Source organism: Pantoea sp. App145, from assembly GCF_047947045.1.
GTDB lineage: Bacteria > Pseudomonadota > Gammaproteobacteria > Enterobacterales > Enterobacteriaceae > Pantoea.
Window position 1 is genome coordinate 2264820 of sequence record NZ_CP133290.1, and the last position, 26026, is coordinate 2290845.

At 53.3% G+C, this 26026-nt stretch carries 22 protein-coding genes; 15 read left to right on the forward strand and 7 right to left on the reverse strand.

What is annotated here, in order from left to right; all coding sequences use genetic code 11:
- The first annotated feature begins 10 nt into the window (after positions 1-10).
- From RCF31_RS10420 to npr, 11 genes are all read left to right on the forward strand, one after another.
- Entirely contained in the window at positions 11-991 is a 981-nt protein-coding gene (locus RCF31_RS10420) for a calcium/sodium antiporter (protein ID WP_299457879.1), read from the forward strand.
- Positions 992-1008: 17 nt separating this feature from the next.
- A complete protein-coding gene (gene kdsD, locus RCF31_RS10425; protein ID WP_084872170.1) occupies positions 1009-1989 on the forward strand; it encodes an arabinose-5-phosphate isomerase KdsD in 981 nt (326 codons plus the stop codon).
- A 13-nt stretch (positions 1990-2002) separates the two neighbouring features.
- Positions 2003-2569 carry a 3-deoxy-manno-octulosonate-8-phosphatase KdsC gene (gene kdsC, locus RCF31_RS10430; RefSeq protein WP_416410257.1) on the forward strand — a complete coding sequence of 189 codons (567 nt, stop codon included), beginning with the start codon at positions 2003-2005 and terminating at the stop codon, positions 2567-2569.
- The gene (gene lptC / locus RCF31_RS10435) at positions 2566-3144 is read left to right on the forward strand and encodes an LPS export ABC transporter periplasmic protein LptC (RefSeq protein WP_084872164.1); all 579 of its coding nucleotides are present in this window, start codon (positions 2566-2568) and stop codon (positions 3142-3144) included. Before kdsC ends, lptC begins: the two co-directional genes overlap by 4 nt.
- Positions 3113-3667: a lipopolysaccharide ABC transporter substrate-binding protein LptA gene (lptA, locus tag RCF31_RS10440; protein WP_299457885.1), complete on the forward strand. Its 555-nt coding sequence runs from the start codon at positions 3113-3115 to the stop codon at positions 3665-3667. Before lptC ends, lptA begins: the two co-directional genes overlap by 32 nt.
- Positions 3668-3672: 5 nt before the next feature.
- Entirely contained in the window at positions 3673-4398 is a 726-nt protein-coding gene (gene lptB, locus RCF31_RS10445) for an LPS export ABC transporter ATP-binding protein (protein WP_299457887.1), read from the forward strand.
- Between the two features lie 48 nt (positions 4399-4446).
- A complete protein-coding gene (gene rpoN / locus RCF31_RS10450) occupies positions 4447-5880 on the forward strand; it encodes an RNA polymerase factor sigma-54 (protein ID WP_416410260.1) in 1434 nt (477 codons plus the stop codon).
- 21 nt (positions 5881-5901) lie between these two features.
- The gene (gene hpf / locus RCF31_RS10455; protein ID WP_013507656.1) at positions 5902-6189 is read left to right on the forward strand and encodes a ribosome hibernation promoting factor; all 288 of its coding nucleotides are present in this window, start codon (positions 5902-5904) and stop codon (positions 6187-6189) included.
- Between the two features lie 173 nt (positions 6190-6362).
- Positions 6363-6845 carry a PTS IIA-like nitrogen regulatory protein PtsN gene (gene ptsN, locus RCF31_RS10460; protein ID WP_208617305.1) on the forward strand — a complete coding sequence of 161 codons (483 nt, stop codon included), beginning with the start codon at positions 6363-6365 and terminating at the stop codon, positions 6843-6845.
- A gap of 52 nt (positions 6846-6897) precedes the next feature.
- Positions 6898-7752, forward strand: a complete 855-nt coding sequence (rapZ, locus tag RCF31_RS10465) for an RNase adapter RapZ (RefSeq protein ID WP_084872149.1) — start codon at positions 6898-6900, stop codon at positions 7750-7752.
- Positions 7749-8021, forward strand: a complete 273-nt coding sequence (gene npr / locus RCF31_RS10470) for a PTS phosphocarrier protein NPr (protein WP_013507653.1) — start codon at positions 7749-7751, stop codon at positions 8019-8021. Before rapZ ends, npr begins: the two co-directional genes overlap by 4 nt.
- A gap of 5 nt (positions 8022-8026) precedes the next feature.
- Here the strand turns inward: npr and mtgA are convergent, their stop codons facing one another.
- Together mtgA and arcB are read right to left on the reverse strand one after the other, a co-directional pair.
- Positions 8027-8749, reverse strand: coding sequence for a monofunctional biosynthetic peptidoglycan transglycosylase (gene mtgA, locus RCF31_RS10475; RefSeq protein WP_084872148.1), 723 nt, complete (start codon positions 8747-8749; stop codon positions 8027-8029).
- Between the two features lie 886 nt (positions 8750-9635).
- On the reverse strand, positions 9636-11981 hold the full coding sequence (gene arcB / locus RCF31_RS10480) for an aerobic respiration two-component sensor histidine kinase ArcB (protein WP_416410263.1): 2346 nt from the start codon (positions 11979-11981) through the stop codon (positions 9636-9638).
- Between the two features lie 28 nt (positions 11982-12009).
- Here arcB and RCF31_RS10485 point away from each other — a divergent pair, with 28 nt between their 5' ends.
- From RCF31_RS10485 to RCF31_RS10500, 4 genes are all read left to right on the forward strand, one after another.
- The gene (locus RCF31_RS10485) at positions 12010-12138 is read left to right on the forward strand and encodes a hypothetical protein (RefSeq protein WP_416410265.1); all 129 of its coding nucleotides are present in this window, start codon (positions 12010-12012) and stop codon (positions 12136-12138) included.
- A gap of 750 nt (positions 12139-12888) precedes the next feature.
- On the forward strand, positions 12889-18420 hold the full coding sequence (locus RCF31_RS10490) for a glutamate synthase-related protein (protein WP_299457897.1): 5532 nt from the start codon (positions 12889-12891) through the stop codon (positions 18418-18420).
- A 67-nt stretch (positions 18421-18487) separates the two neighbouring features.
- The gene (locus tag RCF31_RS10495; protein WP_299457898.1) at positions 18488-20245 is read left to right on the forward strand and encodes a sulfite reductase subunit alpha; all 1758 of its coding nucleotides are present in this window, start codon (positions 18488-18490) and stop codon (positions 20243-20245) included.
- A gap of 216 nt (positions 20246-20461) precedes the next feature.
- Positions 20462-22255, forward strand: a complete 1794-nt coding sequence (locus RCF31_RS10500) for a fibronectin type III domain-containing protein (RefSeq protein WP_416410268.1) — start codon at positions 20462-20464, stop codon at positions 22253-22255.
- A gap of 79 nt (positions 22256-22334) precedes the next feature.
- Here RCF31_RS10500 and sspB read toward each other — a convergent pair whose 3' ends face one another.
- The 5 genes from sspB to zapE all read right to left on the reverse strand — a co-directional run bounded on the left by sspB (position 22335) and on the right by zapE (position 25993).
- The gene (sspB, locus tag RCF31_RS10505; RefSeq protein ID WP_084872135.1) at positions 22335-22820 is read right to left on the reverse strand and encodes a ClpXP protease specificity-enhancing factor; all 486 of its coding nucleotides are present in this window, start codon (positions 22818-22820) and stop codon (positions 22335-22337) included.
- Positions 22821-22823: 3 nt separating this feature from the next.
- Positions 22824-23465 carry a stringent starvation protein SspA gene (gene sspA, locus RCF31_RS10510; RefSeq protein ID WP_416410270.1) on the reverse strand — a complete coding sequence of 214 codons (642 nt, stop codon included), beginning with the start codon at positions 23463-23465 and terminating at the stop codon, positions 22824-22826.
- Between the two features lie 327 nt (positions 23466-23792).
- On the reverse strand, positions 23793-24185 hold the full coding sequence (gene rpsI, locus RCF31_RS10515; RefSeq protein WP_013507645.1) for a 30S ribosomal protein S9: 393 nt from the start codon (positions 24183-24185) through the stop codon (positions 23793-23795).
- 15 nt (positions 24186-24200) lie between these two features.
- Complete coding sequence (gene rplM, locus RCF31_RS10520) at positions 24201-24629, reverse strand: 50S ribosomal protein L13 (RefSeq protein WP_084872133.1); 429 nt, start codon at positions 24627-24629, stop codon at positions 24201-24203.
- A 236-nt stretch (positions 24630-24865) separates the two neighbouring features.
- Positions 24866-25993: a cell division protein ZapE gene (gene zapE / locus RCF31_RS10525; RefSeq protein WP_416410273.1), complete on the reverse strand. Its 1128-nt coding sequence runs from the start codon at positions 25991-25993 to the stop codon at positions 24866-24868.
- Positions 25994-26026 lie beyond the last annotated feature (33 nt).

The window sequence follows — 26026 nt, forward strand, 5'->3', positions numbered from 1 at the left end:
AGGATTTTTCATGTTCGTAGCCACTGCCCTGCTGTTCATTGGATTGATTTTACTGGCTTACGGCGCTGACCGATTAGTATTCAGTGCCGCGATCCTCAGTCGATCCTTCGGCATACCCCCGTTAATCATCGGCATGACCGTGGTCAGCATCGGCACTTCGCTCCCTGAATTGATCGTCTCTTTTTCAGCGGCGCAGCACGGACAGATGGATTTAGCAGTAGGCACTGCGCTGGGTTCGAACATCACCAATATTCTGTTAATCCTCGGCGGAGCGGCCCTGCTGCATCCTTTAACCGTCCATTCCAATCTGATTCGCCGCGAACTCCCGTTAATGCTGCTGGTCTCATTGCTGAGCGGGATTATGTTGTTTGATAATTACCTCAGCCGCCTTGATGGCGTAGCCTTGCTGCTGATTGCGCTAGGTTATCTGCTGGTGGCGATCCGGATCGCACGGCGGGCCGAGCGTGAAAATAACGACACCTTAACGCGCGAACAATTGGCGGAGCTGCCGCGTGACGAGAGCGGCAACACCGTGGCCTTCCTGTGGCTCGCCGTTGCACTGCTGATCCTGCCGATGTCTACCCGCATGGTGATCGATAACGCGACCGTATTTGCCGATTACTTCGACGTAAGCGAACTGGTGATGGGGTTGACGTTAATCGCCGTAGGCACCAGCCTGCCGGAACTGGCTACCGTCATCGCTGGTGCAATGAAAGGCGAGGACGATATCGCCATCGGAAACCTGATCGGTGCCAATATTTTTAATCTGGCCATTGTTCTGGGCCTGCCCGCGTTGATTCATCCGGGCAGCATTGATCCCCATGCCTTTGCCCGTGATTACTGGGTGATGTTGGGTGTCAGCGTGCTGTTCGCCCTGTTGTGCCTGCAACGCCGACGCCGAATTGGCCGGGCGGCAGGTGCCTTATTGTTAGCAGGATTTATCGTGTGGGTGTGCTGGCTGTGGCTTAGCCCCATGTTTATCACAGGTTAATAAAGGACAGACTGAGTATGTCACATCAGCAACCGGATTTTGACTTTCAACAGGCAGGCAGAGCGGTGCTGCGTATTGAGCGTGAGGGCCTGGAACAACTCGATCAATATATAAATGACGACTTCTCACGCGCCTGCAAAATGATCTTTGCCTGTCGGGGTAAAGTGGTGGTGATGGGGATGGGCAAGTCGGGACATATTGGCAAAAAGATCGCCGCGACCTTCGCCAGCACCGGCACGCCCGCATTCTTTGTTCATCCTGCAGAAGCCAGCCATGGCGATCTGGGGATGGTCAGTACCAACGATGTGGTGATTGCCATTTCGAACAGCGGTGAGTCAAACGAGATCCTCGCGCTGGTACCGGTGCTGAAACGCCAGAAAGTTCAGCTGATCTGTATCACCAGCCGTGCCGATAGCGCAATGGGCCGGGCCGCCGATGTCCATCTATGCGTGAAAGTGCCGCAGGAAGCTTGCCCGCTCGGCCTGGCCCCCACCACCAGCACCACCGCCACGCTGGTGATGGGGGATGCGCTGGCGGTGGCACTGCTGGAAGCGCGCGGCTTTACGCAGGAAGATTTTGCATTGTCCCATCCAGGTGGCGCATTGGGGCGTAAACTGTTACTGCATGTCAGTGACATCATGCACAGTGGCGACGAGATCCCTCATGTCACGCGTGATGCATCATTGCGTGATGCGTTGCTGGAAATTACGCGGAAAAATCTCGGTCTGACGGTGATCGTCGATGATCTGATGAAAATTGAAGGTATCTTCACCGACGGTGACTTACGCCGGGTGTTTGATATGGGTATCGATTTCCAGTCAGCCCGCATTCAGGATGTGATGACCCGTGGTGGCATCCGCGTACGCCCCAATCTGTTGGCGGTGGATGCCCTTAACCTGATGCAAAACAAAAACATCACTGCATTGCTGGTGGCCGATGACGATCGCCTGCTCGGTGTGGTACATATGCATGACATGCTGCGCGCCGGTGTGGTCTGAACAGGAAAAGAACATGAGTGTTGAAACACCAGCAGTGGAAACCTGCTATGGTCCGGTGAGCACAGAAGTCATGGCGCGGGCAGCGCAAATCCGCCTGCTGATTTGTGACGTTGATGGTGTGATGTCAGACGGCCTGATTTACATGGGCAACAGCGGCGAAGAATTGAAAGCCTTTAACGTACGCGATGGTTATGGCATTCGTTGCCTGCTGACCTCGGGCATCGAAGTGGCTATTATTACCGGCCGCAATGCCAGACTGATGGAAGATCGTTGTAAAACCCTCGGCATTACGCATCTTTACCAGGGACAATCGGATAAGCTTTTGGCCTGGCGTGAACTCCTGGATAAACTGTCATTATCTGCCGAACAGGTAGCGTATATCGGTGATGACCTGATCGACTGGCCGGTCATGGCGCGAGTCGGTCTCAGTGTCGCCGTTGCCGATGCGCACCCGATTCTGCTGCCGCGCGCGCATTACGTCACCCGCATTGCCGGTGGCCGCGGTGCAGTACGTGAACTTTGCGATCTGATCTTAATGGCGCAGAATAAATTTGAGGATGCCAAAGGGCAATCAGTATGAGTAAAAGCAGGCGTTGGATAACGCTGATTCTGGCCTTAATCGCTCTGGTGCTAATCGGCTGGAATCTTACCAACCAGGATGAGAGCAAAACACCGGTTGCCACCAACGATCAGGAGCCGACCTATACCAGCTCGACTTCTCACACCGTGGTATACAATCCCGATGGTGCGCTGGCCTATAAGCTGATTTCGGATAAAGTTACCTACTTTGATGCCGATCAACTGAGCTGGTTCGAAAATCCGGTGATGACCACCTATGACGTGAACAAAATTCCAACCTGGTCTGTTCGCTCGGATAAGGCAAAGCTCACCAAAGATCGTATGCTTTATCTATACGGCCACGTTGAAGTAAACACCCTGACGCAGGATTCCGAGTTACAGCGCATCAAAACGGATAATGCGGTAGTCAATCTGGTTACCCAGGATGTCACTTCAGACGATCAGGTCACCCTTTATGGCCGCAGTTTTAACTCTACTGGCATGAAGATGCGCGGCAACTTACGGACAAAAAATGCCGAGTTGATTGAAAAGGTCAAATCCTCCTATGAAATCCAAAATGAACAAAAACAGCCTTAAGTTACTGCTGGTCAGCGCCCTGTTAGCCACCAGTCTGCCCGCTCTGGCATTAACAGGAGACTCGGACAAACCCGTCAATATCGTTTCAGAAAACCAGGCGCTGGATTTGCAGGGTAATGTCGCCACCTTCACCGGCAATGTGATCGTGACCCAGGGATCGATCAAAATCACCGCTGACAAAGTGGTGGTGACCCGTCCGGGCGGCGATAGCAAAAAAACCATCGTTGATGCCTGGGGCAACCCCGCGACTTTCTATCAAATGCAGGATAACGGCAAGCCGGTACAAGGCCATGCTGCCAAGCTGCACTACGAACTGGCCAATGACTTTGTTGAGCTGACCGGCAACGCTTACATTGAGCAGCTGGATAGCAATATCAAAGGTGATCGCATCACCTATCTGGTGAAAGAACAGAAAATGCAGGCCTTCAGTCAGGGCCAGAGCAAACGCGTGACCACCGTACTGGTGCCGTCGCAGTTGCAGGACAAAAACGGTTCATCCCAGAGCCAAAAGAAGAGTAACTAATTTCTATGGCCACACTGATCGCTGAAAACCTGGCGAAAGCCTATAAAGGCCGCCGCGTGGTAGAAGACGTTAGCCTGCAGGTGAAATCCGGCGAAATCGTCGGCCTGCTGGGTCCCAACGGGGCCGGTAAAACCACCACCTTCTACATGGTGGTAGGTATTGTGCCGCGTGATGCCGGTCGCATCGTCATTGATGATGAAGACATCAGTATCCTGCCACTGCATGCGCGTGCGCGCCGTGGCATTGGTTATCTGCCGCAGGAAGCATCGATTTTCCGTCGCCTGAGCGTTTACGACAACCTGATGGCGGTATTGCAGGTTCGTGATGATCTTAGCGAAGAACAGCGCCAGGACCGTGCCAATGAGTTAATGGAAGAGTTCCACATTGAGCACCTGCGTGACAGCATGGGTCAGGCGCTTTCCGGTGGTGAACGCCGCCGTGTGGAGATTGCCCGTGCACTGGCCGCCAACCCTAAATTCATCCTGCTGGATGAACCATTTGCGGGTGTCGACCCCATTTCCGTCATTGATATCAAGAAGATCATTGAGCATCTGCGCGATAGCGGGCTGGGCGTGTTGATCACCGACCACAACGTGCGCGAAACCCTTGCCGTTTGTGAACGCGCTTACATCGTCAGCCAGGGGCATTTGATTGCCCACGGCACCCCCGATGAAATACTTGCAGATGAGCAGGTTAAGCGTGTTTATTTGGGCGAAGAGTTCAGACTCTGATAAGGTGTCGTAACCTCCGACGTTTGCTTAGGAAATTCAATCCGGATTATGAAGCAAGGTTTGCAACTCAGGCTCAGCCAACAGCTGGCGATGACACCCCAGCTGCAGCAGGCAATCCGCTTGCTGCAACTCTCTACGCTTGAACTCCAGCAGGAATTACAACTGGCGCTGGAAAGCAATCCATTGCTTGAACAATCAGATCTTCATGAAGAAGTAGACACACGCGAATATCAGGAGAGCGAAGCGCTCGACACCCGAGAGGCACTCGAACAAAAGGATATGCCGGAAGAGTTACCGCTCGACGCCACCTGGGATGAGATCTACACCGCCGGTACGCCTTCAGGCACCGGGACCGATTATCAGGATGATGAATTGCCGGTGTACCAAGGGGAGACGACGCAGTCATTGCAGGACTACCTGATGTGGCAGGTCGAGCTGACGCCCTTCACTGATACTGACCGTGCCATTGCGACCTCGATTGTGGATGCGATTGACGATACCGGCTACCTCACCGTGACGTTGCAGGATATCTGCGACAGCATTGGCGATGAGGAGCTGACGCTGGACGAAGTGGAAGCGGTACTGAAACGCGTGCAGCGTTTTGACCCGGTCGGTGTCGGTGCACGTGATTTACGTGATTGTCTGCTGGTCCAGCTTTCACAATATGCCAGTGATATACCGATGGTGGCCGAAGCGCGCCTCATCGTCAGTGAACATCTCGACCTGCTGGCCAATCATGATTTCCGCAGTCTGATGCGGGTGACGCGTCTGAAAGAAGATGTGTTGAAAGATGCCATGCTGCTGATTCAGTCGCTCGATCCGCGTCCGGGCCAGTCGGTGAATACCAGCGAACCAGAATATGTCATTCCTGATGTGCTGGTACGCAAAATCGGCACGCGCTGGACGGTCGAACTGAATGCTGACAGCGTGCCACGTCTGAAAATCAACCAGCATTATGCCGCGATGGGCGGAGCTGCGCGTAACGACAGCGATAGCCAGTTCATCCGCAGTAACTTACAGGAAGCCCGATGGCTGATTAAGAGCCTGGAGAGCCGCAACGACACACTGCTGAAAGTAACACGTTGTATTGTCGAGCAGCAGCAGGCGTTCTTTGAGCAGGGCGAGGAGTATATGCGCCCCATGGTGCTGGCGGATATCGCCTCAGCCGTGGATATGCATGAATCCACGATTTCGCGCGTCACCACGCAGAAGTATTTACATAGCCCGCGTGGCATCTTTGAACTGAAGTATTTTTTCTCCAGCCATGTGAACACCGAAGGCGGTGGCGAAGCTTCTTCCACGGCAATACGTGCGCTGGTAAAAAAATTGATCTCTGCGGAAAACCCCGCAAAACCCTTGAGCGACAGCAAACTGACCTCCATGTTATCTGAACAGGGCATCATGGTGGCCCGCCGTACGGTTGCTAAGTATCGCGAGTCTTTGTCCATCCCGCCCTCGAATCAGCGTAAACAGCTGGTTTGAATGTATTGAGAAGGAAGACCTATGCAGATAAACCTTACCGGACTGAATGTAGAGATTACCGAACCGCTGCGCGAATTTGTAAATAGCAAATTTGCCAAACTGGAACACTATTTTGATCGTATCAATCAGGTCTATATTGTTCTGAAAGTGGAGAAGGTAACGCAGATTGCTGATGCAACCTTGCATGTTAACGGCGGGGAGTTGCACGCGACATCGGAAGCGGAAGATATGTACGCGGCCATTGACGGATTGATCGACAAGCTTTCCCGTCAGTTGACTAAACATAAAGACAAACTGAAAAAACACTAACCTTCACGCTTGCAGAGTGCTGACCGGTTCGGCACTCAGAGCACAGAATGGGGCGGGCTGACCGCCCCGTTTTGTCATCTGCGCAAGCGCCAACAGGAGAACCTGCATTTTCCCCGCTAACGGGTTAAAGTGGGTGATCCTCGCGGCTATGTGAACTCGCAAGTGAAACGATGATGAACAACGATCTGACACTGGAATTGAGCTCGGTCCTCACGCTGGACTGCACCCGCAGCGGCGTACACTGCCAGAGTAAAAAACGTGCGCTGGAAATAATCAGCGAGCTGGCAGCTAAGCAGCTCAATCTGCCTCACCAGACGCTTTTCGAAGCAATCCTCACCCGTGAACGCATGGGCAGTACCGGTATTGGCAATGGCATTGCTATTCCGCATGGCAAGCTGGAGGAAGACACCCTGCGCGCCGTAGGTGTGTTTATCAGCCTCGATCAGCCGATCGCCTTTGACGCGGTCGACAATCAGCCAGTAGACCTGCTGTTTGCGCTGCTGGTGCCGGCGGACCAGTGTAAAACCCATCTGCATACGCTATCGCTGGTGGCAAAACGCCTGGCAGATAAAACCGTCTGTCGCCGTCTGCGCGCAGCGCAGAGCGATGAAGAACTCTATGCCATTATCACAGAAGCGCAGGACGACCATCCTTAAGCGACAGACACTTTTACCGGCCAGGGTGCCGGTTTAAAACGGGAGAAATGTGATGGTGCTGATGATCGTTAGCGGTCGGTCAGGCTCAGGAAAATCAGTCGCGTTGCGTGCGCTTGAGGACATGGGATTTTACTGTGTCGATAATCTGCCAGTGGTGCTGCTGCCCGAACTGGCAAATACGTTAACCGAACGCAATATCTCAGCCGCCGTCAGTATTGACGTGCGGAACATGCCCGAATCGCCGGAGATTTTTGAAACTGCCCTCAATAATCTGCCGGAGTCCTTTGCGCCGCAGCTTTTGTTTCTCGATGCCGATCGCAACACGCTGATTCGTCGCTACAGCGATACCCGCCGCCTGCATCCGCTTTCCAGTAAAAACCTGTCACTGGAGAGCGCCATTGATGAGGAAAGCGATCTGCTGGAGCCGCTGCGCTCACGCGCCGATCTGATTATCGACACCTCAGAGATGTCGGTGCATGAGTTAGCCGAGATGCTGCGGACCCGTCTGCTGGGTAAACGCGAACGTGAACTGACCATGGTGTTTGAATCCTTTGGCTTCAAACATGGTATTCCAATCGATGCCGATTATGTCTTTGATGTGCGTTTTCTGCCTAACCCGCACTGGGATCCGAAACTGCGTCCGATGACCGGCCTCGATCGTCCGGTGGCAGCATTTCTCGATCGACATACCGAAGTACATAACTTTATCTACCAGACGCGCAGTTACCTTGAGCTGTGGCTGCCGATGCTGGAAACCAATAATCGCAGTTACCTCACTGTCGCCATTGGCTGTACCGGGGGTAAACACCGTTCGGTGTACATTGCCGAACAGCTGGCCGATTACTTCCGCTCACGTGGAAAAAATGTGCAGTCCCGTCATCGCACCCTGGAAAAACGCAAATCATGACCGTGAAGCAGACCGTTGAGATTCGTAACAAGCTGGGGATGCATGCCCGCCCGGCCATGAAACTGTTTGAGCTGGTGCAGAGTTTCGACGCTGAAGTACTACTACGCAATGAAGCCGGAACGGAAGCCGAAGCCAGCAGCGTAATCGCACTGCTGATGCTGGATTCCGCTAAAGGGGGCCATATTGAGATCGAAGCCAGCGGACCGGAAGAGACTCAGGCACTGGCTGCGGTGATCGAATTGTTTGAAGCGGGTTTCGACGAAGATTAATTGCCTCAGTGCAACTTGTAGCGATTCAGAAAACCTTCCCCACCCAGCTGGCGCATCTGCCGCATGATCCATTGCTGGCGTTGACGAATATAGCCTGAAGGCGCGTCGGCGCGGAAACGGATCGGATTCGGCAGGACTGCCGCCAGCAGAGCCGCTTCCGACATCGTCAGACGGCTGGCGGGTTTGTGGAAATAACGTTGTGACGCCTCCTCCACACCGAATACCCCATTGCCCAATTCCGCGATATTCAGATAGACCGTCAGAATCCGGCGCTTGGTCCATACGGTTTCAATACCCACCGTCAGCCCGGCTTCCAGACCTTTTCGCACCCAACTGCGCCCATCCCACAGGAACAGATTTTTTGCGGTCTGCTGTGAAAGCGTCGACGCACCTCGCATGCGTTCATCCCCTTCGTTATCGAGCACCGACTGGATCGCTTGCACATCAAATCCCCAGTGGACCGGGAATTTTTGATCTTCAGAAGCAATCACCGCCAGCGCCATCCACGGAGAGATCTGATCCATACTGACCCAATCGGAATGCGCCACGTAATCAAAATTGCCGCTCAGCCAGGCCCCGACCTGTCGTTGCACCATCACCGCGGAGAAAGGTACCGGCAAAAAAGAAAACAACAAAATTGCCGCCAGCCAAATACCCAACCAGGCGAGCAGGAATTTTGCCATTATCACTTTAATACGTTGCCGAAGTTTCCCTTTATTCTTACTCATCAAATTTACTCTTACCTGTTCCCTGTATTAATCAATCACTCCGGTCACGATAACACTCAGCGACACCCGGGTGCTAAAAATTACTCAGTGACCAGTTGATTTATCAAACAAAGTCATTACCTGCGCAACCATCGTTCCTTTAATAGAGCCAAATACATCAATCACTTCCGCTATTAAGGAATCGGTTCCATGTTCAAACTCTCATCGGAAGAGTTCGTTATGGACAATTAACCGAATGTGATATGAGTCACGCCAAATGATTCACTGTACTTAACATTAAGCCTTCTCAGCGTTTGAGCATGTTCATTGATTAACGAAAGCATGATGAAAAAAATGTGTAATTTCGCAGCAGATACTCTGTGACTTCCGCCATTTGTGGTAAAGCATTTTATATGACATTTGGTTTACATACAGGGTTAAAACCATAAACCGGAACTTTCTGTCGACGGTTTCCAAAACGTTTTGGATAACCTGGGCACTCTTCCCATATTCGCACCATTTTTCAGTCAGTTAACCTGAAAAAAAACAAAAATTTTGCCACCAGCTGGCTTTCGCTGCGCTTGTCGGGTTTTTCTGCCGCTTCAGCACGTTATGATCGCAGCAAAAATAGAACATTTGGTCAAAAATAACACAATGAGGCAAAGAAATTGATTCCTTGCTTGACTGTGTCATCAAATTAATGTTTTCTGTATTTAAACGCTGCTCAACATCACACAATTTAATGAATCTTGTCACAACTGATGACGAATTTGCTAAGGTGTTTTGGAAGCGTTAACCAATACCACGCTGTTGCTCAGGATAGACCTCAAATAATAGCAACAGCGACAATTTCCCTGGTGTTGGCGCAGTATTCGCGCACCCCAGTTTCGACTGGGGTCATTTTTTTCTAGGGTTTGTTACTTTCCCGCGCGGCTACCCACTCACGTAATACGTTCACGTCGTGTCGCCATTCCTGTTTTAACTCATCAATCCATTCCTGAACATTATCCCACCATGCAGGTAACTCCGGTGACTGAATTTGTTTCGCCAGCTTTTGCAGATGCAACAGACCAACAGAACCCGCTGCGCCTTTGATTTTGTGCCCTTCTTCCGCAATGCCTTTCTGGTCACGCGCCATCATGTTGGAATCCAGCACATCAAGATAACCCGGCATCATCTTTTCAAACATCGTCAGACTCTGGGTGATCAATCCTGGCCCCACCAGCTCGATATATTGCTCCAGCATCGGCACATCGAGCAGCGCACGGGTTTTCTCCTCGGCCTGAGGGGCTGCCTCCGGCGTATCCGCTTCAGGTTGATAATCCCAGAACTTCTTAATCATCGCCGTCAGCGCCGGTACCGCCAGCGGTTTACTCAGCACCTCATCCATGCCCGCATCCAGATACTCTTTTTTGTCTTTCAGCACGTTGGCAGTCAGTGCCACCAGCGGTGGCAATATCTCACCCGCATGACGCTGATGAATGGCGCGCGATACGTCAAGGCCTGTCATGTCCGGCAGCTGAATATCCAGCAGCACCAGATCGAACTCCTCAGGATCGAACATCTCCAGTGCTGCGGTACCGGTCATCGCCACTTCAACGCTGCAACCCAGTTTCTCCAGCACCGAACGTGCCACGATCACGTTCAGCTCAATATCCTCCACTAACAGGACGTGCAGCGCGGGCAGCGGCATGCTGTCGTCAAGGTTGTCATCCTCAACCTCTTCCGCGACGCGTGGAGCCTTGATCTCGACAATGAAGCAGGAACCCTGCCCCTGCACGCTACGCACGCTGATATCGCCGCCCATCGCCTGTGCCAGGCGGCGTGACACTGCCAGCCCGATACCGGTGCCCGTTGCCGGTTTGCCACCATGCTGGTCTTTTACCTGATAATACATGGCGAAGATTTTGTCCTGTTCCTCCTGCGGGATACCCATGCCGGAGTCTTCCACCTCAAAACGCAGGGTTTCATCCTGACCATAAGCGACACGCACCACGATTTCGCCCTGCTGGGTGAACTTCACTGCATTGCCAATCAGGTTCCACAGGATCTGTCGCAGGCGCGTGCCATCGGCACAAATTTTGTGTGGCAGCGGCAGCTCAGGTGACATGACGAACTTCAGCCCTTTCGGCTGCGCCAGCAGGCCGGAGAGGTTTTCCAGATCGGACAGGAAACCGGTGAAATCGAGCGGCTGGTTATCCAGCTGCACTTTACGCCGCTCAATCTTGTCCACCTCGATCACATCATTAAAGATGTTGCCGAGGGTGATGGCCGACACATGGATGGTTTTCAGGTATTTAAGTTGCTCCTGATTCAGATCGGTATCCAGCAGAATACGGCTCAGCCCGACAATCCCGTTCAGTGGGGTACGCAACTCGTGGCTGATGGTGGAAATAAAGGTGGTCTTTTCACGGCTGGCATTCTCCAGCGCGTCCTGGTAGCGCTTACGCTCGGTAATATCGCGGCCAAAGCCCATCAGGCCACTGCGCTTCCCGACGCGATCGTAATAAGGGACTTTACGGATTTCGAAGCAGGCTTTGCGCCCATCGGGATATTGCAGCCACTGTTCGTAAGTCAGCGACACATTATGGCGGAACACCTTCTCATCGGTTTCCAGCACCTTGGTGGCGGCATCTTCATCATAGATATCACGTGGCGTCAGACCAATGAGCTGCTTTTCACTCAATCCGGTGAGCAGCTCCATCGCGCGGTTACAGCCAGAGAATTGCTTATCGATATTGCGGTAAAACACCAGGTCCGGCGAAGCATCAAGGAAAGAACGCAGGAAGGAGGATTGCTGTTCAAGTTCGATTTGTGCCTGCTCACGGCGCGCCATTTCTTCGCGCAGCTTATCCATCACCTGCTCACGCGCCTGCTCGGCTTTAATACGGTCAGCGATTTCCTGGTTGAGCTGAGTAATCGTTTCTTTCATCTGCTGATTCAGCTCAAGATCGCGCGTGCGCATCTCTTCCAGCTTATCCACCAGCCGTGAGAGGCGCTGACGCGACTCTTCCAGTTGATCAACCACCACTGAGAGGAAATAGACCGCCCAGGGTGTAATCAGCAGACCAAAGAATACCGAACGCACCACATCGATGCTCTCGACATGGCCACGCAACACCATAGTGACGGCCATCTGTACCACCATCGCCAGCACCACCAGTGCCGAGGCCAGCAGAAGCGAAAATCGCACCAGCCCCAGTTTGACCATCAAATCAACGTAGTATTGCGCTAAAAGACGAATCTGTTTCATTACCCACTCCCTGAACGAAATCTGGCTCATGATAGCGCAATTATTGGGGATACGCGCTGACTGGCCGCGCCGTATCGCTGTTGTTATGCCCCGTAATGGTGCATTGCAGCGCAATTTCGCCGACGTTACGGTGTTTATGCGTAAAGCGCTTGACTAATTCTGCCAACTGAATAATCTGGAGGGCCGCGCTTTTGCGGCCCATTTCTCAGCACGCCGTGCTAATCAGTACCCTGGCAGCCATATTGTCCAATGGTTGCTGTTCCTTTTTGCATATCCATTCAACTTAAGCGATGTTTTAAGCACGCCCAGCATGATTAATTTTACTAATGACACCCCCTATCCTGATTCAAATATGACGCCATAAGAAAAACAGATACATCCTGTGCACGAAGTGTCCTTAACAGCATTTTATGCTGAAAACACCACCAGCCCCAGCATGGTGCAGAGATTTGAAGGCTGCACCACAGTGAGACGGCTCACACTTCTTGCGGGATTGCCAACCGGTACATCGACAACTTTTTTCTTAAATAACCCATTAAAATCATATCTTTAACCAACAAAAAAGCAGATTACCCTCAATAAAGCTGGCAATTTGACCTGAGTACGCTTTCCCGATAAGTTGGAACTCCGCTGGATGCTTTCCTGTCGGGCCAGTGTCTCGGCATATCTATGCAGCAAGAAGACTCCCTCTAGATGCAAGTTATCTCCAGTTAAGAGACCCGGATTTAAGAGCAACTCACCAAGGACGTCCATACTATGTCTTGAGAGGAATTGCTCGGTGTTGCGACGCCCGCTCATTGCCGGGCGGGGTAGAAATTGATACAGCGCCTGTGAGCTGACTCAGCAGTGCTCTGTGCTTGAAATAATGCAGGTAATGTCAAAGCAGTTTGTTTAAGGAGAACCCTCAATGTCCACTCAAAAACCTTATCCCTATGGCTTGTATGATCCAACAGCGGGCAGTGATAGCTGTGGTGTAGGTTTCATTACACGTAAGGACGGCGAGCAGACTCATGAGATCCTGCAAATGGCGCACAGCGCACTATGCACAGTGCCGCACCGTGGCGGGATGTCGGCAGAAGGCGTGGGTGATGGTGCTGGCGTAAACGTCGACCTTTCTCTGCACTTCTTCCGCAAAATCACGGGCCAGCCGCTGGAAGCCGGCCGTTTTGGCGTGGGTAACTTCTTTGTGCCTAAAGATGGCGAACTGCGCGCCAATGCCGAACGTCTGGTCGAAGAAACCCTGGCAGCCTATAACTTCCCGGTGCTGGTAAAACGCGACATGCCGCTGGACGGCAGCGTAACGCGCCCGGCTGCCCTGCAATTCCAGCTGCCGATTGTGCAATGGGTGTTTGCTGCCCCGCAGGACATCGCCAGCCAGAACGAATTTGAGCAACGCATCTATCGTGCGCTGCTGGACATTGAAGCTCAGGCCTTTACTGAAAGCGAATTCGGCGGTCTCTACCCGCTGTCGCTTTCCTCGCGCACCCAGGTCTTTAAAGCGCGCCTGAACTCCAATGAAGTCATTCCGTATTTTAAAGATTTAACCGACCCGGACCACCATGTTCGCGGTCTGTTTTTCCATACTCGTTTCTCGACTAACACCGACCCACACACCACCATGGCGCAGCCGTTCCGCCTGATGGCCCATAACGGTGAACTGAACACTGACCGTAAAAACCGCATTGCCGAATCCGCACTGGCGCTGGCGCGTGGTAAAAAGATCGTTCGTCCGAACGGCCAGTCAGACAGCTCACGTCTGGACCAGAGCATCCACAGCCGCCTGATGGAAGACAATCTTGACCTGATCAACGCCGTGGTTTCCATGATGCCGCCAGCCTGGGAGAACGACACCTCGCTCTCAACTGAAGTGCGCGCCATGCTGGAATATTTCTCCCTGTATGAAGAGAAGAACGATGGCCCGGCAGCATTGATCTTTGGTAACGGTGAAGTGATTGGCGCGCGTCTGGACCGTCTCGGTCTGCGTCCACTGCGTTCCGTCGAGACCGCAGAATATATCGGTGCCATGTCTGAAGCGGGCCAGATTGCCTTCCCGCCGGAAAGCGTCCTGCGCCGTGGTCGTATCGAAGCGGGCGGTATGCTGTATTACGATCACCGTGAAAAACGCTCCTTCACCACGGTTGAAGCACTGGAAAAGCTGGCCGCTGAGAAAGACTACCCGGCCCTGCTGAGTGCAGCCCGTATTGACCTGCAAGATCTGCCGGAGATCCCGGCGGAGAAACTCGGATCGCCGCTGCGTTATAGTGGAGACCTCAAAACCTATCAGCGTTTTGTCGCCTACTACTACAACCAGGAAAGCTTCAAATTCATGATGGATCCGATGCTGCAAACCGGTGCTGAGAAAATTTCAGCCATGGGTTACGGCAATGCCATTAATGGCCTGTCCGATCATGAAGGTGGTATGGCGCATTACTTCTCGCAGCGCTTTGCTCAGGTCACCAACCCACCGCTCGACTCCATCCGTGAAGCGGACGGTATGACGCTGCGCGTGGCCCTGGGAGCCAAGCCGCATCTGGGCCGCAGCAAAGGCCAGCAGATTGTGGTGCCGACCCCCATCCTGACTCACCTCGATATGCTGCGTCTGCGCGAGCAGAAAGTGGCTCCGTACCAGCGCTTTGAGATGCTGTACCAACCGGTTATCGGCAAAGATATCGTCAGCCGTGCGGCTAACGCGGCGGCACTGGAAAAAGCCATTGATGACCTGGCACAGCAGGTGGTGGATTTCGCCCGTCAACAGGGCGGTATCGCGGTACTGACTGACCGCCATATCTCCTCGACCCATGCAGCGATCCCGATGCTGCTGATGGTGTCTGCCATCAACCAGCGTCTGGTGCAGGAAGGTCTGCGTCTGGATGTTTCACTGGTGGTGGAAAGCGGCCAGAGCATCTCTTCACACCATATCGCCGCCACACTGGGCTTCGGCGCATCCGCCGTGTACCCGCTGGGCGTGCAGATGCGTGCCGAAGAGAAATTTGGCGAAGGCGAAGAAGGCAACAAAGCCTTTAAACGCTATGCCAAAGCCGCAGAAAAAGCGCTGATGAAAACCATGGGCAAAGTGGGTCTGTGTACCGTGGAAAGCTACAGCTGCGGTGAGTTCTTCGAGCCGAACTTCCTCGATACCAATGATCCGGTGCTGAAAAAATACTTCCCGAATATCAAAACGCCGGTCGGTGGCGCGGGCTTCCCGGCTATCGCCCAGATGGCGGTTGACTGGCATCAAAGCTCGCTGAAAATTCAGGGTGAGGCAGAAGTGCCGTTGCTCGGCCTGTTTAAAGAACGTGCCGAAGGCGCAGGCCACTCTTACGGCACCATCGCCGTGCGTACCTTTATTGATATGACGGAGCAGCCGATTCGCTTTGCTGACAAAGCACGCGAAGAGGATAACTTTATTCGTCTGATGACGCTGGCGAAACTGGATAACGCTTTCAGCATTAAAGCTGACTCCTTTAAAGACAGCAGCTTCGAACGCATTCCGAACGATGTCATCGATAACTTTGCCATCACGCCGGATTATCGTCAGTTCTCCAGCCTGATGTATGCCGAACGTAAACGCCGTCCGGCGGCGCTGCGCGATATCCTTGCGCTGCCGTGTGACCTGACCCACGTTGATAGCGAAGCCGAATTTGGCCGCAAACTGGGTCGCTATTCGCTGGTCAACAACGGTTTCGCAACGCGCGGCCTGCAATGTGAAGCGGTTAACGGTAGCCTGAACCAGTTTACCCTGCGTCTGGTTGATGCCATCGCGGGCCTGAAACCGGAAAGCGAGCGTCTGGCAGCACTGGCGCGCGCACTGAAAACCCGTTTCGCCGACGAGATTGAAAGTAGCGAAGTGGTGAATAGCGCATTGCACATCACCGCTTACGGCAAAGCCGCTGACTACCTGTCACGCCTGTTTACTGCCCTGCCTTCGCTGCCGCTGGAAGAGATTCAGCCGGCGCACGAAATCACCCGTACCTTCGCGTCGGGTGCGATGAGCCATGGTGCGCTGGTGGCACCGGCACACGAAGCGGTGGCTCACGGCACCAACATGGTTGGCGGCATGAGTAACTGTGGTGAAGGTGGCGAACACTATTCACGCCACGGCACCATCCGTGCCTCACGCATCAAACAGCTGGCATCTGGTCGCTTCGGCGTCTGGGCGGCCTACCTTGCCGATCCGATGCTGGAAGAGCTGGAGATTAAAATCGGCCAGGGGGCAAAACCAGGTGAAGGCGGCCAGTTACCGGCACCGAAAGTAACGGTAGAAATTGCGGCTGCTCGTGGTGGTACACCGGGTGTGGAGCTGGTTTCACCGCCGCCACATCACGATACCTATTCCATCGAAGACCTGGCGCAGCTGATTCACGACTGTAAAGCAGCACGCGTGCGCGTCATCGTTAAGCTGGTGTCCTCCGAAGGTATCGGCACCATCGCGGTTGGCGTAGCCAAAGCAGGTGCGGATGTCATCAACGTCGCCGGTAACACCGGTGGTACCGGTGCGGCATCCGTTACCAGCCTGAAATATACCGGTCGTGTGGCGGAAATCGGCATCGCGGAAGTCCATCAGGCGCTGTGTGCCAATGGTCTGCGCGATAAAGTCCAGCTGCGTTGCTCCGGCGCACAGCAGACCGGTAGCGACGTGATCAAATCTGCCTTGCTCGGCGGCGACAGCTTCGAGTTTGGTACCACTGCGCTGATGATGCTGAAATGCGTCATGGCGAAAAACTGTAACGTGAAATGCCCGGCCGGTCTGACCACCAACGCCGAAGCCTTTGATGGTGACCCGCGTCAGCTGGCGCAGTACTTCATCAACGTGGCGCAGGAAGTGCGTGAGTTCCTCGCACGCCTCGGTCTGCGTTCACTGCGTGAAGCACGTGGCCGTTCTGACCTGCTGCACCTGATGGATCACCCGCTGGAAGTCGGCAAGCTGGACCTGCGCGCCATGCTGACCGTGGTCCCGGAGCAGAAGATCGCCAAACCGGTGTATCTGGAAAAAGATTTCTCCCTGGATGATGGCTGGGTGGAAGAACTGAAAGATCAACTGGTTGCCAAAGGCAGCCGTGCCATTGAACTGGGCGCAGGCATCACCCTTAACAACCGTAACAAAAGCGTGGGCGGCCAGCTGGCGATCGATATCGAACGCATGCTGAACCATGAGCTGTCAGCGCAACAATTAGCGGCCATCCCGGCAGTGTTTAAAGACGATCGCGGTCGTCATTATCTGGCTCCGGCCACCGTACAGATCCATACCTCCGGTTCCGCCGGACAGTCATTTGGTGCCTTCTGCAACGATGGCATGCAGATGAAACACTATGGCACCTGTAACGATGGCGTCGGTAAAGGTCAGTGCGGCGGCGAACTGGTGGTAATGTCTCCAGGCGGCGGCGCACAGGACAGCGATGGTAACGTGCTGATCGGTAACTTTGCGCTGTTTGGCGCCACCGGTGGCCGTCTGTTTGTACAGGGCCAGGCGGGCGACCGCTTCGCGGTACGTAACTCAGGCGCGACCGCTGTGGTTGAAGGCGTCGGTGACTTCTGCTGTGAATACATGACCAACGGTGCCATTCTCAACCTCGGCACCTTCGGTAAAGGCTTTGGTAACGGCATGAGCGGCGGTTTTGCTTACCAGTACGATCCGTACGGGTCGCTGGCTGCGCACGCCGCCGGAGACTCGGTGTTGTTTGGCTCCATCGCCGATGAAGACGAAATGGCGAAAGTGCACAAACAAGCGGTGCTGACCATGCTGAACTGGCATCTGGAAGCGACCAACTCGCCGCGTGCCGCATGGCTGCTGGCGAACTGGGAAACTGAGTGTCACCACTTTGTCTATGTCATGCCGCGTTCGCTGTTGCTCTATCAGGATGGCGGTGAGATTCTGAAGGCCAAGTCACGTAAAGATTTGCTGGAAGAGCTGTCAACGTCGCTGGCTGCACATCAGGTTGCGAAGTTTAAAGCGGCCTGGCGTGCCGGTAAAACCATCGCTAATGGTGCCGTCCCGGCTTACGGTGCCACCGATACGCTGGAAATGTTCGTGCTGCTCAACAACTACACCGTGCTGAGCTTCGCGCAGCAGCTGGCACTGAGCAAGCTGCCAAAAGGAACCTCGGTGGAAGATCCGGCTGTTGAGAAAGCGGTGCGTAACCTGCTGATGACAGAAGATTTCTCGCTGGTGAGCAAGCTGCAACGTCATGCGCGCTCCGCTATCGAGAACTACAACGATGACGAACTGGCAAGCCTGATCGCCTCCAAACGTATGTCGGATTACAAAGCGGCACTGACGCAACGTAATATCCGCTCAATGGATAGCCTGGCGACCTATGGCTGGATCATCTATCAGGACGCGCGCAACCGTGATGTTCTGGGTCATCTGCCTGATTTTGAAGAGCTGTTCGCCCGCGCGGCGTTGCCGGAAATCGCAGCGGCTGTCGGAAAATTATCCTGATAGCTGAGCTATTGAATTTGTGTATTATCGACTGAATATGACTGAACGGGATTGAGTAAAAGTACCCATGAAGATTCCTTACATTCCTGAAGATGCACCTTTCAATGGTGATCAAAAATACTGGCTGGCGGGTTTTCTCGCCGGTCTCCACTCGCGCCTGTTGGTGTTAGAAGACAAGCAGCAGACTGCTCCGGCGGCTGGTGCGGCGACCACCACCCAGTTGCATATCCTGTTCGGTTCGCAGACCGGCAATGCCGAAGCGCTGGCCCAGACGGCAGCGAAAGCAGCACGTGCCAAAGGCCTGGTGCCGGTGGTTCAGGCGCTGGGTGAAGTGGATATTGATGTCTTCGCCACCATGCGTCATGTGTTGATCGTCACGTCTACCTACGGTGAAGGCGAAATGCCGGACAACGCACAGCTGTTCTGGCAGGCCATTTCTGCCAGCACTGCGCCACGTCTGGAGCAGATGCACTTCGCCATACTGGCGATTGGTGATACCGGTTATGACGGCTTCTGTCAGGCCGGTAAATTTATCGATATGCGTCTGGAGCAGCTGGGTGCGAAACGCGTCGTTGACCGTATCGACTGTGATATTGATTACGAAGAACCATCCAGCGCCTGGATCGGCAGCACCATGCCACAGTTTGCCGCCAGTGCGGGCAGCAGCGGCACGGTGCTGGAGAGCGCGCCGGAAGCACCGGTCATTCCGGGTAGCAATAAACAGAACCCGTATGCCGCTGCGCTGGTGACCAATAAACGTCTTTCCGGTGAGCAGTCAGGCAAAGATATCCGTCACTTTGAGTTTGATCTGACGGACAGCGGACTAAAGTACGAAGCGGGCGATGCACTGGGCGTGATCCCAGTAAATGACCCTGCGCTGGTGACGCTGCTGCTGACCCAGCTGAACGCTGATTATGAAACGCCGGTGCCGGGCTTTGACCGTAACCTCGGTGACTTGCTGACTTATCAGTTCGAAATCTCGGAACCGTCACGCAAACTGATTGAGTGGGTGGGCCAGAACACCACTAACCAGGAACTGCGCCACGTATTACAGCACGATGACAAAGATACCCTTGGCGTGTGGTTGTGGGGCAAAGACACCCTGGACCTGCTGCAACTGGAGCTGACGCGTAGCCTGTCGGTGCCGGAATTTGTGGCGATGCTGCGTCCGCTGCAACACCGTGCTTATTCCATCTCTTCCAGCTCGAAAGCGCATCCGAACCAGGTCCATCTGACCATCGCGTCTGTGCGTTATCACAGCGCTGGCCGCGCCCGTAACGGCGTTTGCTCCACCTACCTGGCTGAACGTGTGCGTCGCGGCGAGAAACCGGCAATCTTTATTTCACCGAATAAAGCTTTCCGCGTACCCGCCAACAACAATGCACCACTGATCATGGTTGGCCCAGGTACCGGTATTGCGCCGTTCCGTGCTTTCCTGCAGGAACGCAAAGTCACCGGTGCCGAAGGCAAAAACTGGTTGTTCTTTGGTGACCAGCATCAGGAACACGATTACATCTATCAGGATGAGCTGAACGAGTGGCAGCAAAGTGGCCTGTTGACGCATCTTGATCTGGCGTTCTCTCGCGATCAGGAAGAAAAAATTTACGTGCAGAACCGCATGCTGGAGAAAGGCGCTGAGCTGTACGCCTGGCTGCAGGAAGGTGCGTATTTCTACGTGTGTGGTGATGCATCACGCATGGCGAAAGATGTCGATTCCGCGCTGTATGAAGTGGTTCGTCAGTTCGGTGGCTTGTCCAGCGAGCGTGCCGCTGCCTATATCGACCAGTTGAAGAAAGACAAGCGTTACCTGCGTGACGTCTACTAAGACGGCGACATAAGCGCTTCGTTTGTTGAATGCCAGTCAGTGAATGCTGACTGGCATTTTTCTTTGGCGTTAAGAGAATTCTTCACCCCATCCGTCATACCACCGATCAAATAAAGACAGTTCGCTTTTATTCAGGGATACCCCCTAAATAGCCTGTTTCGCTTTTTAAATACACTACAGGAGATCATTTCGCTTATTTAAAAGGTCTTAATCTTCATGAAGAACATTTTCAAAAAGAAATTTCTGGCGGGTGCTATTTTATTAGCTGCAGGACTCGGCAGCCAGGCTGCTTTTGCCGCCGGTGCCGAATCAGTTATGCCGGATATTAGTCAGAAGCCAATTATGATTGGTTTCTGGCATAACTGGGCAAGTAAAGATGATGGTTATCAAGGCGGAACCGCGCCTTATATGAAATTATCATCAGTCCCGGCGGAATATGATGTTGTGACGGTCGCATTTATGACTGATAACGGCATCCCGACTTTTGAACCTCATAACATGAGTGACGAAGAGTTTCGTAACGAAGTCGCCATCCTTAATGGACGTGGACAAGCTGTAATGCTGTCACTGGGAGGAGCAGAAGCACGTAATATCGCACTGAAACCGGGTGATGGACAGAAGTTTGCCACTGAGATTATTCGTCTGATTAACCTCTATGGTATCGACGGAATCGATATTGATTTAGAAGGTCACTCGATTACCGCAGCGTCCAATCAGACAGAAATTCCTGCGGCATTAAAAATCGTTAAAAATCAGTACCCCAAATTTATTATCAGCATGGCTCCTGAGTTTCCCTACCTGGCAAGAGGCGCAGCATATGAACCGATCATTAAGTCATTAGAAGGCTACTATGATGTTATCGCTCCACAATATTACAACCAGGGTGGAGCTGGAATATGGGGAGATGATATCCCAGGTGGATCGGTTACTCAGGGGGACGAATCACGTAAAGCTGATTTCCTGTATTATATGACCGACTCCTTGATCCACGGTACCCGTACCTATATGCAGATCCCGGCGAATAAACTGGCGATTGGCCTGCCCAGTAACCCAGATGCCGCGGCTAACGGTTATGTGCGTAACGAAGCGGATCTTCGCTCTGCATGGGACAAGCTCAACGCTCAGGGTACGCCGATTAAAGGCTTGATGACCTGGTCAATTAACTGGGATGCGGGTTCGAGTGCCAATGGCAACCAATACGGTAACGAATTTGTGCGACGCTATGCAGCAATGGTGCATGAAAATTCTGTTCCTGATATTGATCATGAAGCCCCAAGCCAACCGGGCCATCCCATCGCTCATGATGTTGCTGCCAACAAGATCGCGCTTTCATGGACAGCCTCAACGGATAACAAGGGCGTTAGCCAGTATCAAGTTTGGCGTAATGATGTGAATATCGCTTCAACCCCTATCCCTTCCTATGTGGATAATAATGTTAAGGCCGAGACAAGATACGATTATTTCGTCACTGCTCAGGATAAGCAGGGCAATGTTTCTTTACCCAGCCAGACCACCTCAGTGACCACGCCGGGTATTGAGTGCGAAGACTGTACACCTGCAGCGCCTCAGGGATTAAAAGCGGAAACTATCGATAAAGACAGTGCAACGCTGAGCTGGGAAGCCGTGGGTAATGTGGCGATCAAACACTACGTTATTTACCGTAACGGCGTGCAGATTAAAGAAACGACGCAGACTCGCCTCACTGATAGCGGATTATCTGCCGCCACAAAATATCAGTATCAGGTTGCGGCTGTCAGCGTGACCAACCGTGTTTCTGACAAGAGCCAAACGCTGGAAGTGACGACATTAGCCGGTGACTCGATCCCTTCTGAGCATCCCGCTTATAAAGAAGGCACCAACTACAAAGCTGGCGATGTGGTGTCCAATAAAGGTGGTCTTTATCAGTGCAAACCCTGGCCGTATACCAGCTGGTGTGGGGCTGCGGCATGGGCTTACGAGCCTGATGCAGGTCAACACTGGTCACAGGCCTGGGAGCCGTATAAAGGTTAATTTTTACGTCGCATAAAAAAAATCCGGAAACGTCATGTTCCCGGATTTTTTTATACTGACCTCGTCGGTCAACTGGCGTTTATTTCACCACGCGCAGCGATGGACGACCACCACGCGGCGGCGGCTCATCATCTGGTGGGGTTTCATCGTCAGCTGAATCGTCAGGACGATCGCCATCAATCACTGACATCATGGTTTCTTCCTGACCCTCCAGTTCGTCCTGGGCTGCCAGCTCATAGGCCGGTTCCGGTTCGAACATGGTGCCTGCACCGTTCTCACGGGCATAGATAGCCAGAATTGCCGCCATCGGTACTGAAACCTGACGCGGTACCCCACCGAAGCGTGCATTGAACTCCACACGTTCGTTACCCAGTTCAAGGTTGCCGACAGCACGCGGTGCAATGTTCAGCACAATCTGACCATCACGCGCGTATTCCAGCGGCACCTGTACACCAGGCAGATTGATGTCGACCACCAGATGCGGCGTCAGCTGGTTATCAAGCAGCCAGTCATAAAACGCACGCAACAGATAAGGGCGACGGGCCGTTAATTGCGACATTTCCATAGATTAGCCCCGGGCTTGAAGGCGCATTTCACGTTCTGCTTCAGTCAGTGAAGCGAGGAAAGAGTCACGCTCAAATACGCGGGTCATGTAGCCTTTCAGCTCTTTCGATCCGGCGCCAGCCAGTTCAACACCCATAGACGGTAAACGCCACAGCAGCGGTGCCAGATAGCAATCAACCAGGCTGAACTCTTCGCTCATAAAGAACGGAGTACGTGAGAACAACGGCGCAATGGCCAGCAGTTCTTCACGCAGTTGTTTACGCGCGGCATCGGCTTCTGCACCGGTGCGGTTTTCAATGATGCGCATCAGGCTATACCAGTCCTGCTCAATACGGTGCATCATCAGACGGCTTTCGCCACGAGCAACCGGATAGACAGGCATCAGCGGCGGATGCGGGAAACGCTCATCAAGATATTCCATGATGATGCGGGATTCATACAGCGTCAGTTCACGATCTACCAGCGTTGGCACTGTGCGGTACGGGTTGAGGTCAATCAGATCCTGCGGCAGGTTATCCGTTTCAACCTGCTCGATCTCCACGCTGACGCCTTTCTCAGCCAGTACAATACGTACCTGATGGCTGAAAATGTCAGTCGGACCAGAAAACAGCGTCATTACCGAACGTTTGTTGGCAGCGACAGCCATGAAAACCTCCAAGTTTGTTCACAAAAAATTACTGCGAATAGCCAACCACACGGCGACTCACCTGCTTATCAGATTCGCACACAGCCAGCGTTTGCGGCATTTTTCGCCCATCCTGGCGGAAATAATACGCATAACGCTCCGGCTCGCGGGCGCAAAGTGACAGTCAGTTTACCAGATTTTAAGCAGCTTGTGGGGCGGGGAAAGTGATTTGCAGGCAAAATGCGGGTAAAGCTCGCGTTTTTGTGGCAACAATCCCTGTTAGGCAAAAGCAAAAAACCCGCCGAAGCGGGTTTTTTGTGCCAACTGTGACTGCCGAAGCAGCAACAATTAACGTTTGGAGAACTGCGGACGACGGCGTGCTTTACGCAGACCGACTTTCTTACGTTCAACCTGACGCGCATCACGGGTAACGAAGCCCGCTTTACGCAGTTCAGAACGCAGAGACTCGTCGTACTCCATCAGAGCGCGGGTGATACCGTGACGGATCGCGCCGGCCTGACCAGAGATACCACCACCTTTAACGGTGATGTACAGGTCCAGTTTACCAACCAGATCAACCAGCTCCAGCGGCTGACGCACGACCATGCGTGCAGTCTCGCGACCGAAGTACTGCTCCAGAGAGCGCTGGTTAATTACGATGTTACCGCTACCCGGCTTGATAAAGACGCGAGCGGATGAGCTTTTGCGGCGACCAGTGCCGTAGTTTTGAGTTTCAGCCATTGCCTGTAATCCCGATTAAATGTCAAGAACTTGCGGTTGCTGCGCCGCATGGTTGTGCTCGTTGCCTGCGTAAACTTTCAGTTTACGGTACATAGCACGACCCAGCGGGCCTTTCGGCAGCATGCCTTTAACCGCGATTTCAATCACACGCTCAGGACGGCGGGCAATCATCTCTTCGAAGGTCGCCTGCTTGATACCACCGATGTGACCAGTGTGGTGATAATAGATCTTGTCAGTACGCTTGTTGCCAGTTACAGCAACTTTTTCTGCGTTCAGAACGATGATGTAATCACCGGTATCAACGTGCGGAGTGTATTCCGCTTTATGCTTACCACGCAGACGGCGCGCCAGTTCAGTCGCCAGGCGACCCAGGGTTTTGCCGGTTGCGTCAACAACATACCAGTCACGTTGGACGGTTTCTGGTTTAGCTGTAAAAGTTTTCATTGAAAAGCTTACCCAAATAAAGTTACACGTTGGTGAAATCCCAAACGCTAAGTTAACGATTGAGGCTCACACGACCATTTCGCCCAGCAAGCCCACCCCCTCAGGTAGAGTTACCGGATCACAAAGGTTTCTGGGAAGAAAAACCTCTGCCGTAACGTGGGGTCGCAAGATTATAGAGAAGTCGCCCGTAAAGATCGAACTTTTTTACGCCCCCACGTCAGGTTTTTTGCGCCGAATCAGGGCAGATGCGGTAAACGCAGGTACTCCTCGCTCTGCATCTCCTGTAGGCGCGACAGACAGCGCTGATATTCAAACTTCAGACGCGAGCCCTGATAAATCTCAAACAACGACGTCTCAGCGGCCACCACCAGTTTCACATGGCGTTCGTAGAATTCATCCACCAGCGCCAAAAAGCGGCGCGCCTGATCTTCCGTCTTGTAAATCATCACTGGCACATCATACAGCAATACGCTGTGGAAACGGCGTGATAGCTCGATATAGTCATGCTGGCTACGCCCTTCTCCGCACAGCGTCAGAAAATCAATCGCCAGGACGCCGTCCTGTACGCCCAGCGTTGGCATACTGCGATGGTTAATTTCCAGTACCGGGGCATCATGGCGGGCTTTACCGGACAAGGCGCGGAACATCCGCTCCATTTCCGTATGGGTTTCCTCATTCAGTGGGAAACTCCACAGATGCGCCGACGTCAGGGTACGCAAACGGTAATCGATACCCGCATCCACGTTCATCACATCACAGTGACGCTTAATCTGCTCGATAGCAGGCAAAAAACGCGCACGCTGCAAACCGTTGCGGTACAGGTCATCCGGTGGGATGTTCGAGGTCGCCACCAGCGCAATACCACGATCAAACAACGCCTCCATTAGCGTGCCAAGCAACATGGCATCGGTGATATCGGAGACGAAAAACTCGTCGAAACAGAGAATATCGGTTTCGGCTTTAAAGCGGTCAGCAACGATCAGTAGCGGGTCACTGTGCCCCTGCAACTGCGTCAGTTCCTCATGGACACGCAGCATAAAGCGGTGAAAATGCAGGCGTAATTTACGCTCGCCAGGAATAGACTGAAAAAACAGATCCATCACCCAGGTTTTTCCACGCCCCACGCCGCCCCACATATACAGGCCACGCACCGGCGCTTCCTTACTGCTTTTCTCTTTATTCATCAGTTTAGAAAGACGGCCAAACAAGCCTTTGCTGGCGGGGGCCGCGGCTGTCTGGCGCGCCACCAATCCTTGCTGAATGGCATCTAAGCGGGTGATGGCTTCCCGTTGTACGTCATCCGGGCGAAATTCGCCCTGCGACAGCGCTTGCTCATAGCGCGCAAGCGGAGATGAGGTTTGCATTGTTCTCTCAGAGTCCCTGAAAAAGTCCGATTC

Bases quoted from the DNA above. Each gene is read 5' to 3' on its own strand.
- kdsD (WP_084872170.1), top strand. From the start codon at position 1,009: ATGTCACATCAGCAACCGGATTTTGACTTTCAACAGGCAGGCAGAGCG.
- RCF31_RS10500 (WP_416410268.1), top strand. From the start codon at position 20,462: ATGAAGAACATTTTCAAAAAGAAATTTCTGGCGGGTGCTATTTTATTA.
- RCF31_RS10495 (WP_299457898.1), top strand. From the start codon at position 18,488: ATGAAGATTCCTTACATTCCTGAAGATGCACCTTTCAATGGTGATCAA.
- rpsI (WP_013507645.1), bottom strand. From the start codon at position 24,185: ATGGCTGAAACTCAAAACTACGGCACTGGTCGCCGCAAAAGCTCATCC.
- sspA (WP_416410270.1), bottom strand. From the start codon at position 23,465: ATGGCTGTCGCTGCCAACAAACGTTCGGTAATGACGCTGTTTTCTGGT.
- arcB (WP_416410263.1), bottom strand. From the start codon at position 11,981: ATGAAACAGATTCGTCTTTTAGCGCAATACTACGTTGATTTGATGGTC.
- lptC (WP_084872164.1), top strand. From the start codon at position 2,566: ATGAGTAAAAGCAGGCGTTGGATAACGCTGATTCTGGCCTTAATCGCT.
- RCF31_RS10420 (WP_299457879.1), top strand. From the start codon at position 11: ATGTTCGTAGCCACTGCCCTGCTGTTCATTGGATTGATTTTACTGGCT.
- zapE (WP_416410273.1), bottom strand. From the start codon at position 25,993: ATGCAAACCTCATCTCCGCTTGCGCGCTATGAGCAAGCGCTGTCGCAG.
- npr (WP_013507653.1), top strand. From the start codon at position 7,749: ATGACCGTGAAGCAGACCGTTGAGATTCGTAACAAGCTGGGGATGCAT.
- mtgA (WP_084872148.1), bottom strand. From the start codon at position 8,749: ATGAGTAAGAATAAAGGGAAACTTCGGCAACGTATTAAAGTGATAATG.
- hpf (WP_013507656.1), top strand. From the start codon at position 5,902: ATGCAGATAAACCTTACCGGACTGAATGTAGAGATTACCGAACCGCTG.
- lptA (WP_299457885.1), top strand. From the start codon at position 3,113: ATGAAATCCAAAATGAACAAAAACAGCCTTAAGTTACTGCTGGTCAGC.
- rplM (WP_084872133.1), bottom strand. From the start codon at position 24,629: ATGAAAACTTTTACAGCTAAACCAGAAACCGTCCAACGTGACTGGTAT.
- rapZ (WP_084872149.1), top strand. From the start codon at position 6,898: ATGGTGCTGATGATCGTTAGCGGTCGGTCAGGCTCAGGAAAATCAGTC.
- RCF31_RS10485 (WP_416410265.1), top strand. From the start codon at position 12,010: ATGATAGCGCAATTATTGGGGATACGCGCTGACTGGCCGCGCCGTATC.
- sspB (WP_084872135.1), bottom strand. From the start codon at position 22,820: ATGGAAATGTCGCAATTAACGGCCCGTCGCCCTTATCTGTTGCGTGCG.
- RCF31_RS10490 (WP_299457897.1), top strand. From the start codon at position 12,889: ATGTCCACTCAAAAACCTTATCCCTATGGCTTGTATGATCCAACAGCG.
- ptsN (WP_208617305.1), top strand. From the start codon at position 6,363: ATGAACAACGATCTGACACTGGAATTGAGCTCGGTCCTCACGCTGGAC.
- kdsC (WP_416410257.1), top strand. From the start codon at position 2,003: ATGAGTGTTGAAACACCAGCAGTGGAAACCTGCTATGGTCCGGTGAGC.
- rpoN (WP_416410260.1), top strand. From the start codon at position 4,447: ATGAAGCAAGGTTTGCAACTCAGGCTCAGCCAACAGCTGGCGATGACA.
- lptB (WP_299457887.1), top strand. From the start codon at position 3,673: ATGGCCACACTGATCGCTGAAAACCTGGCGAAAGCCTATAAAGGCCGC.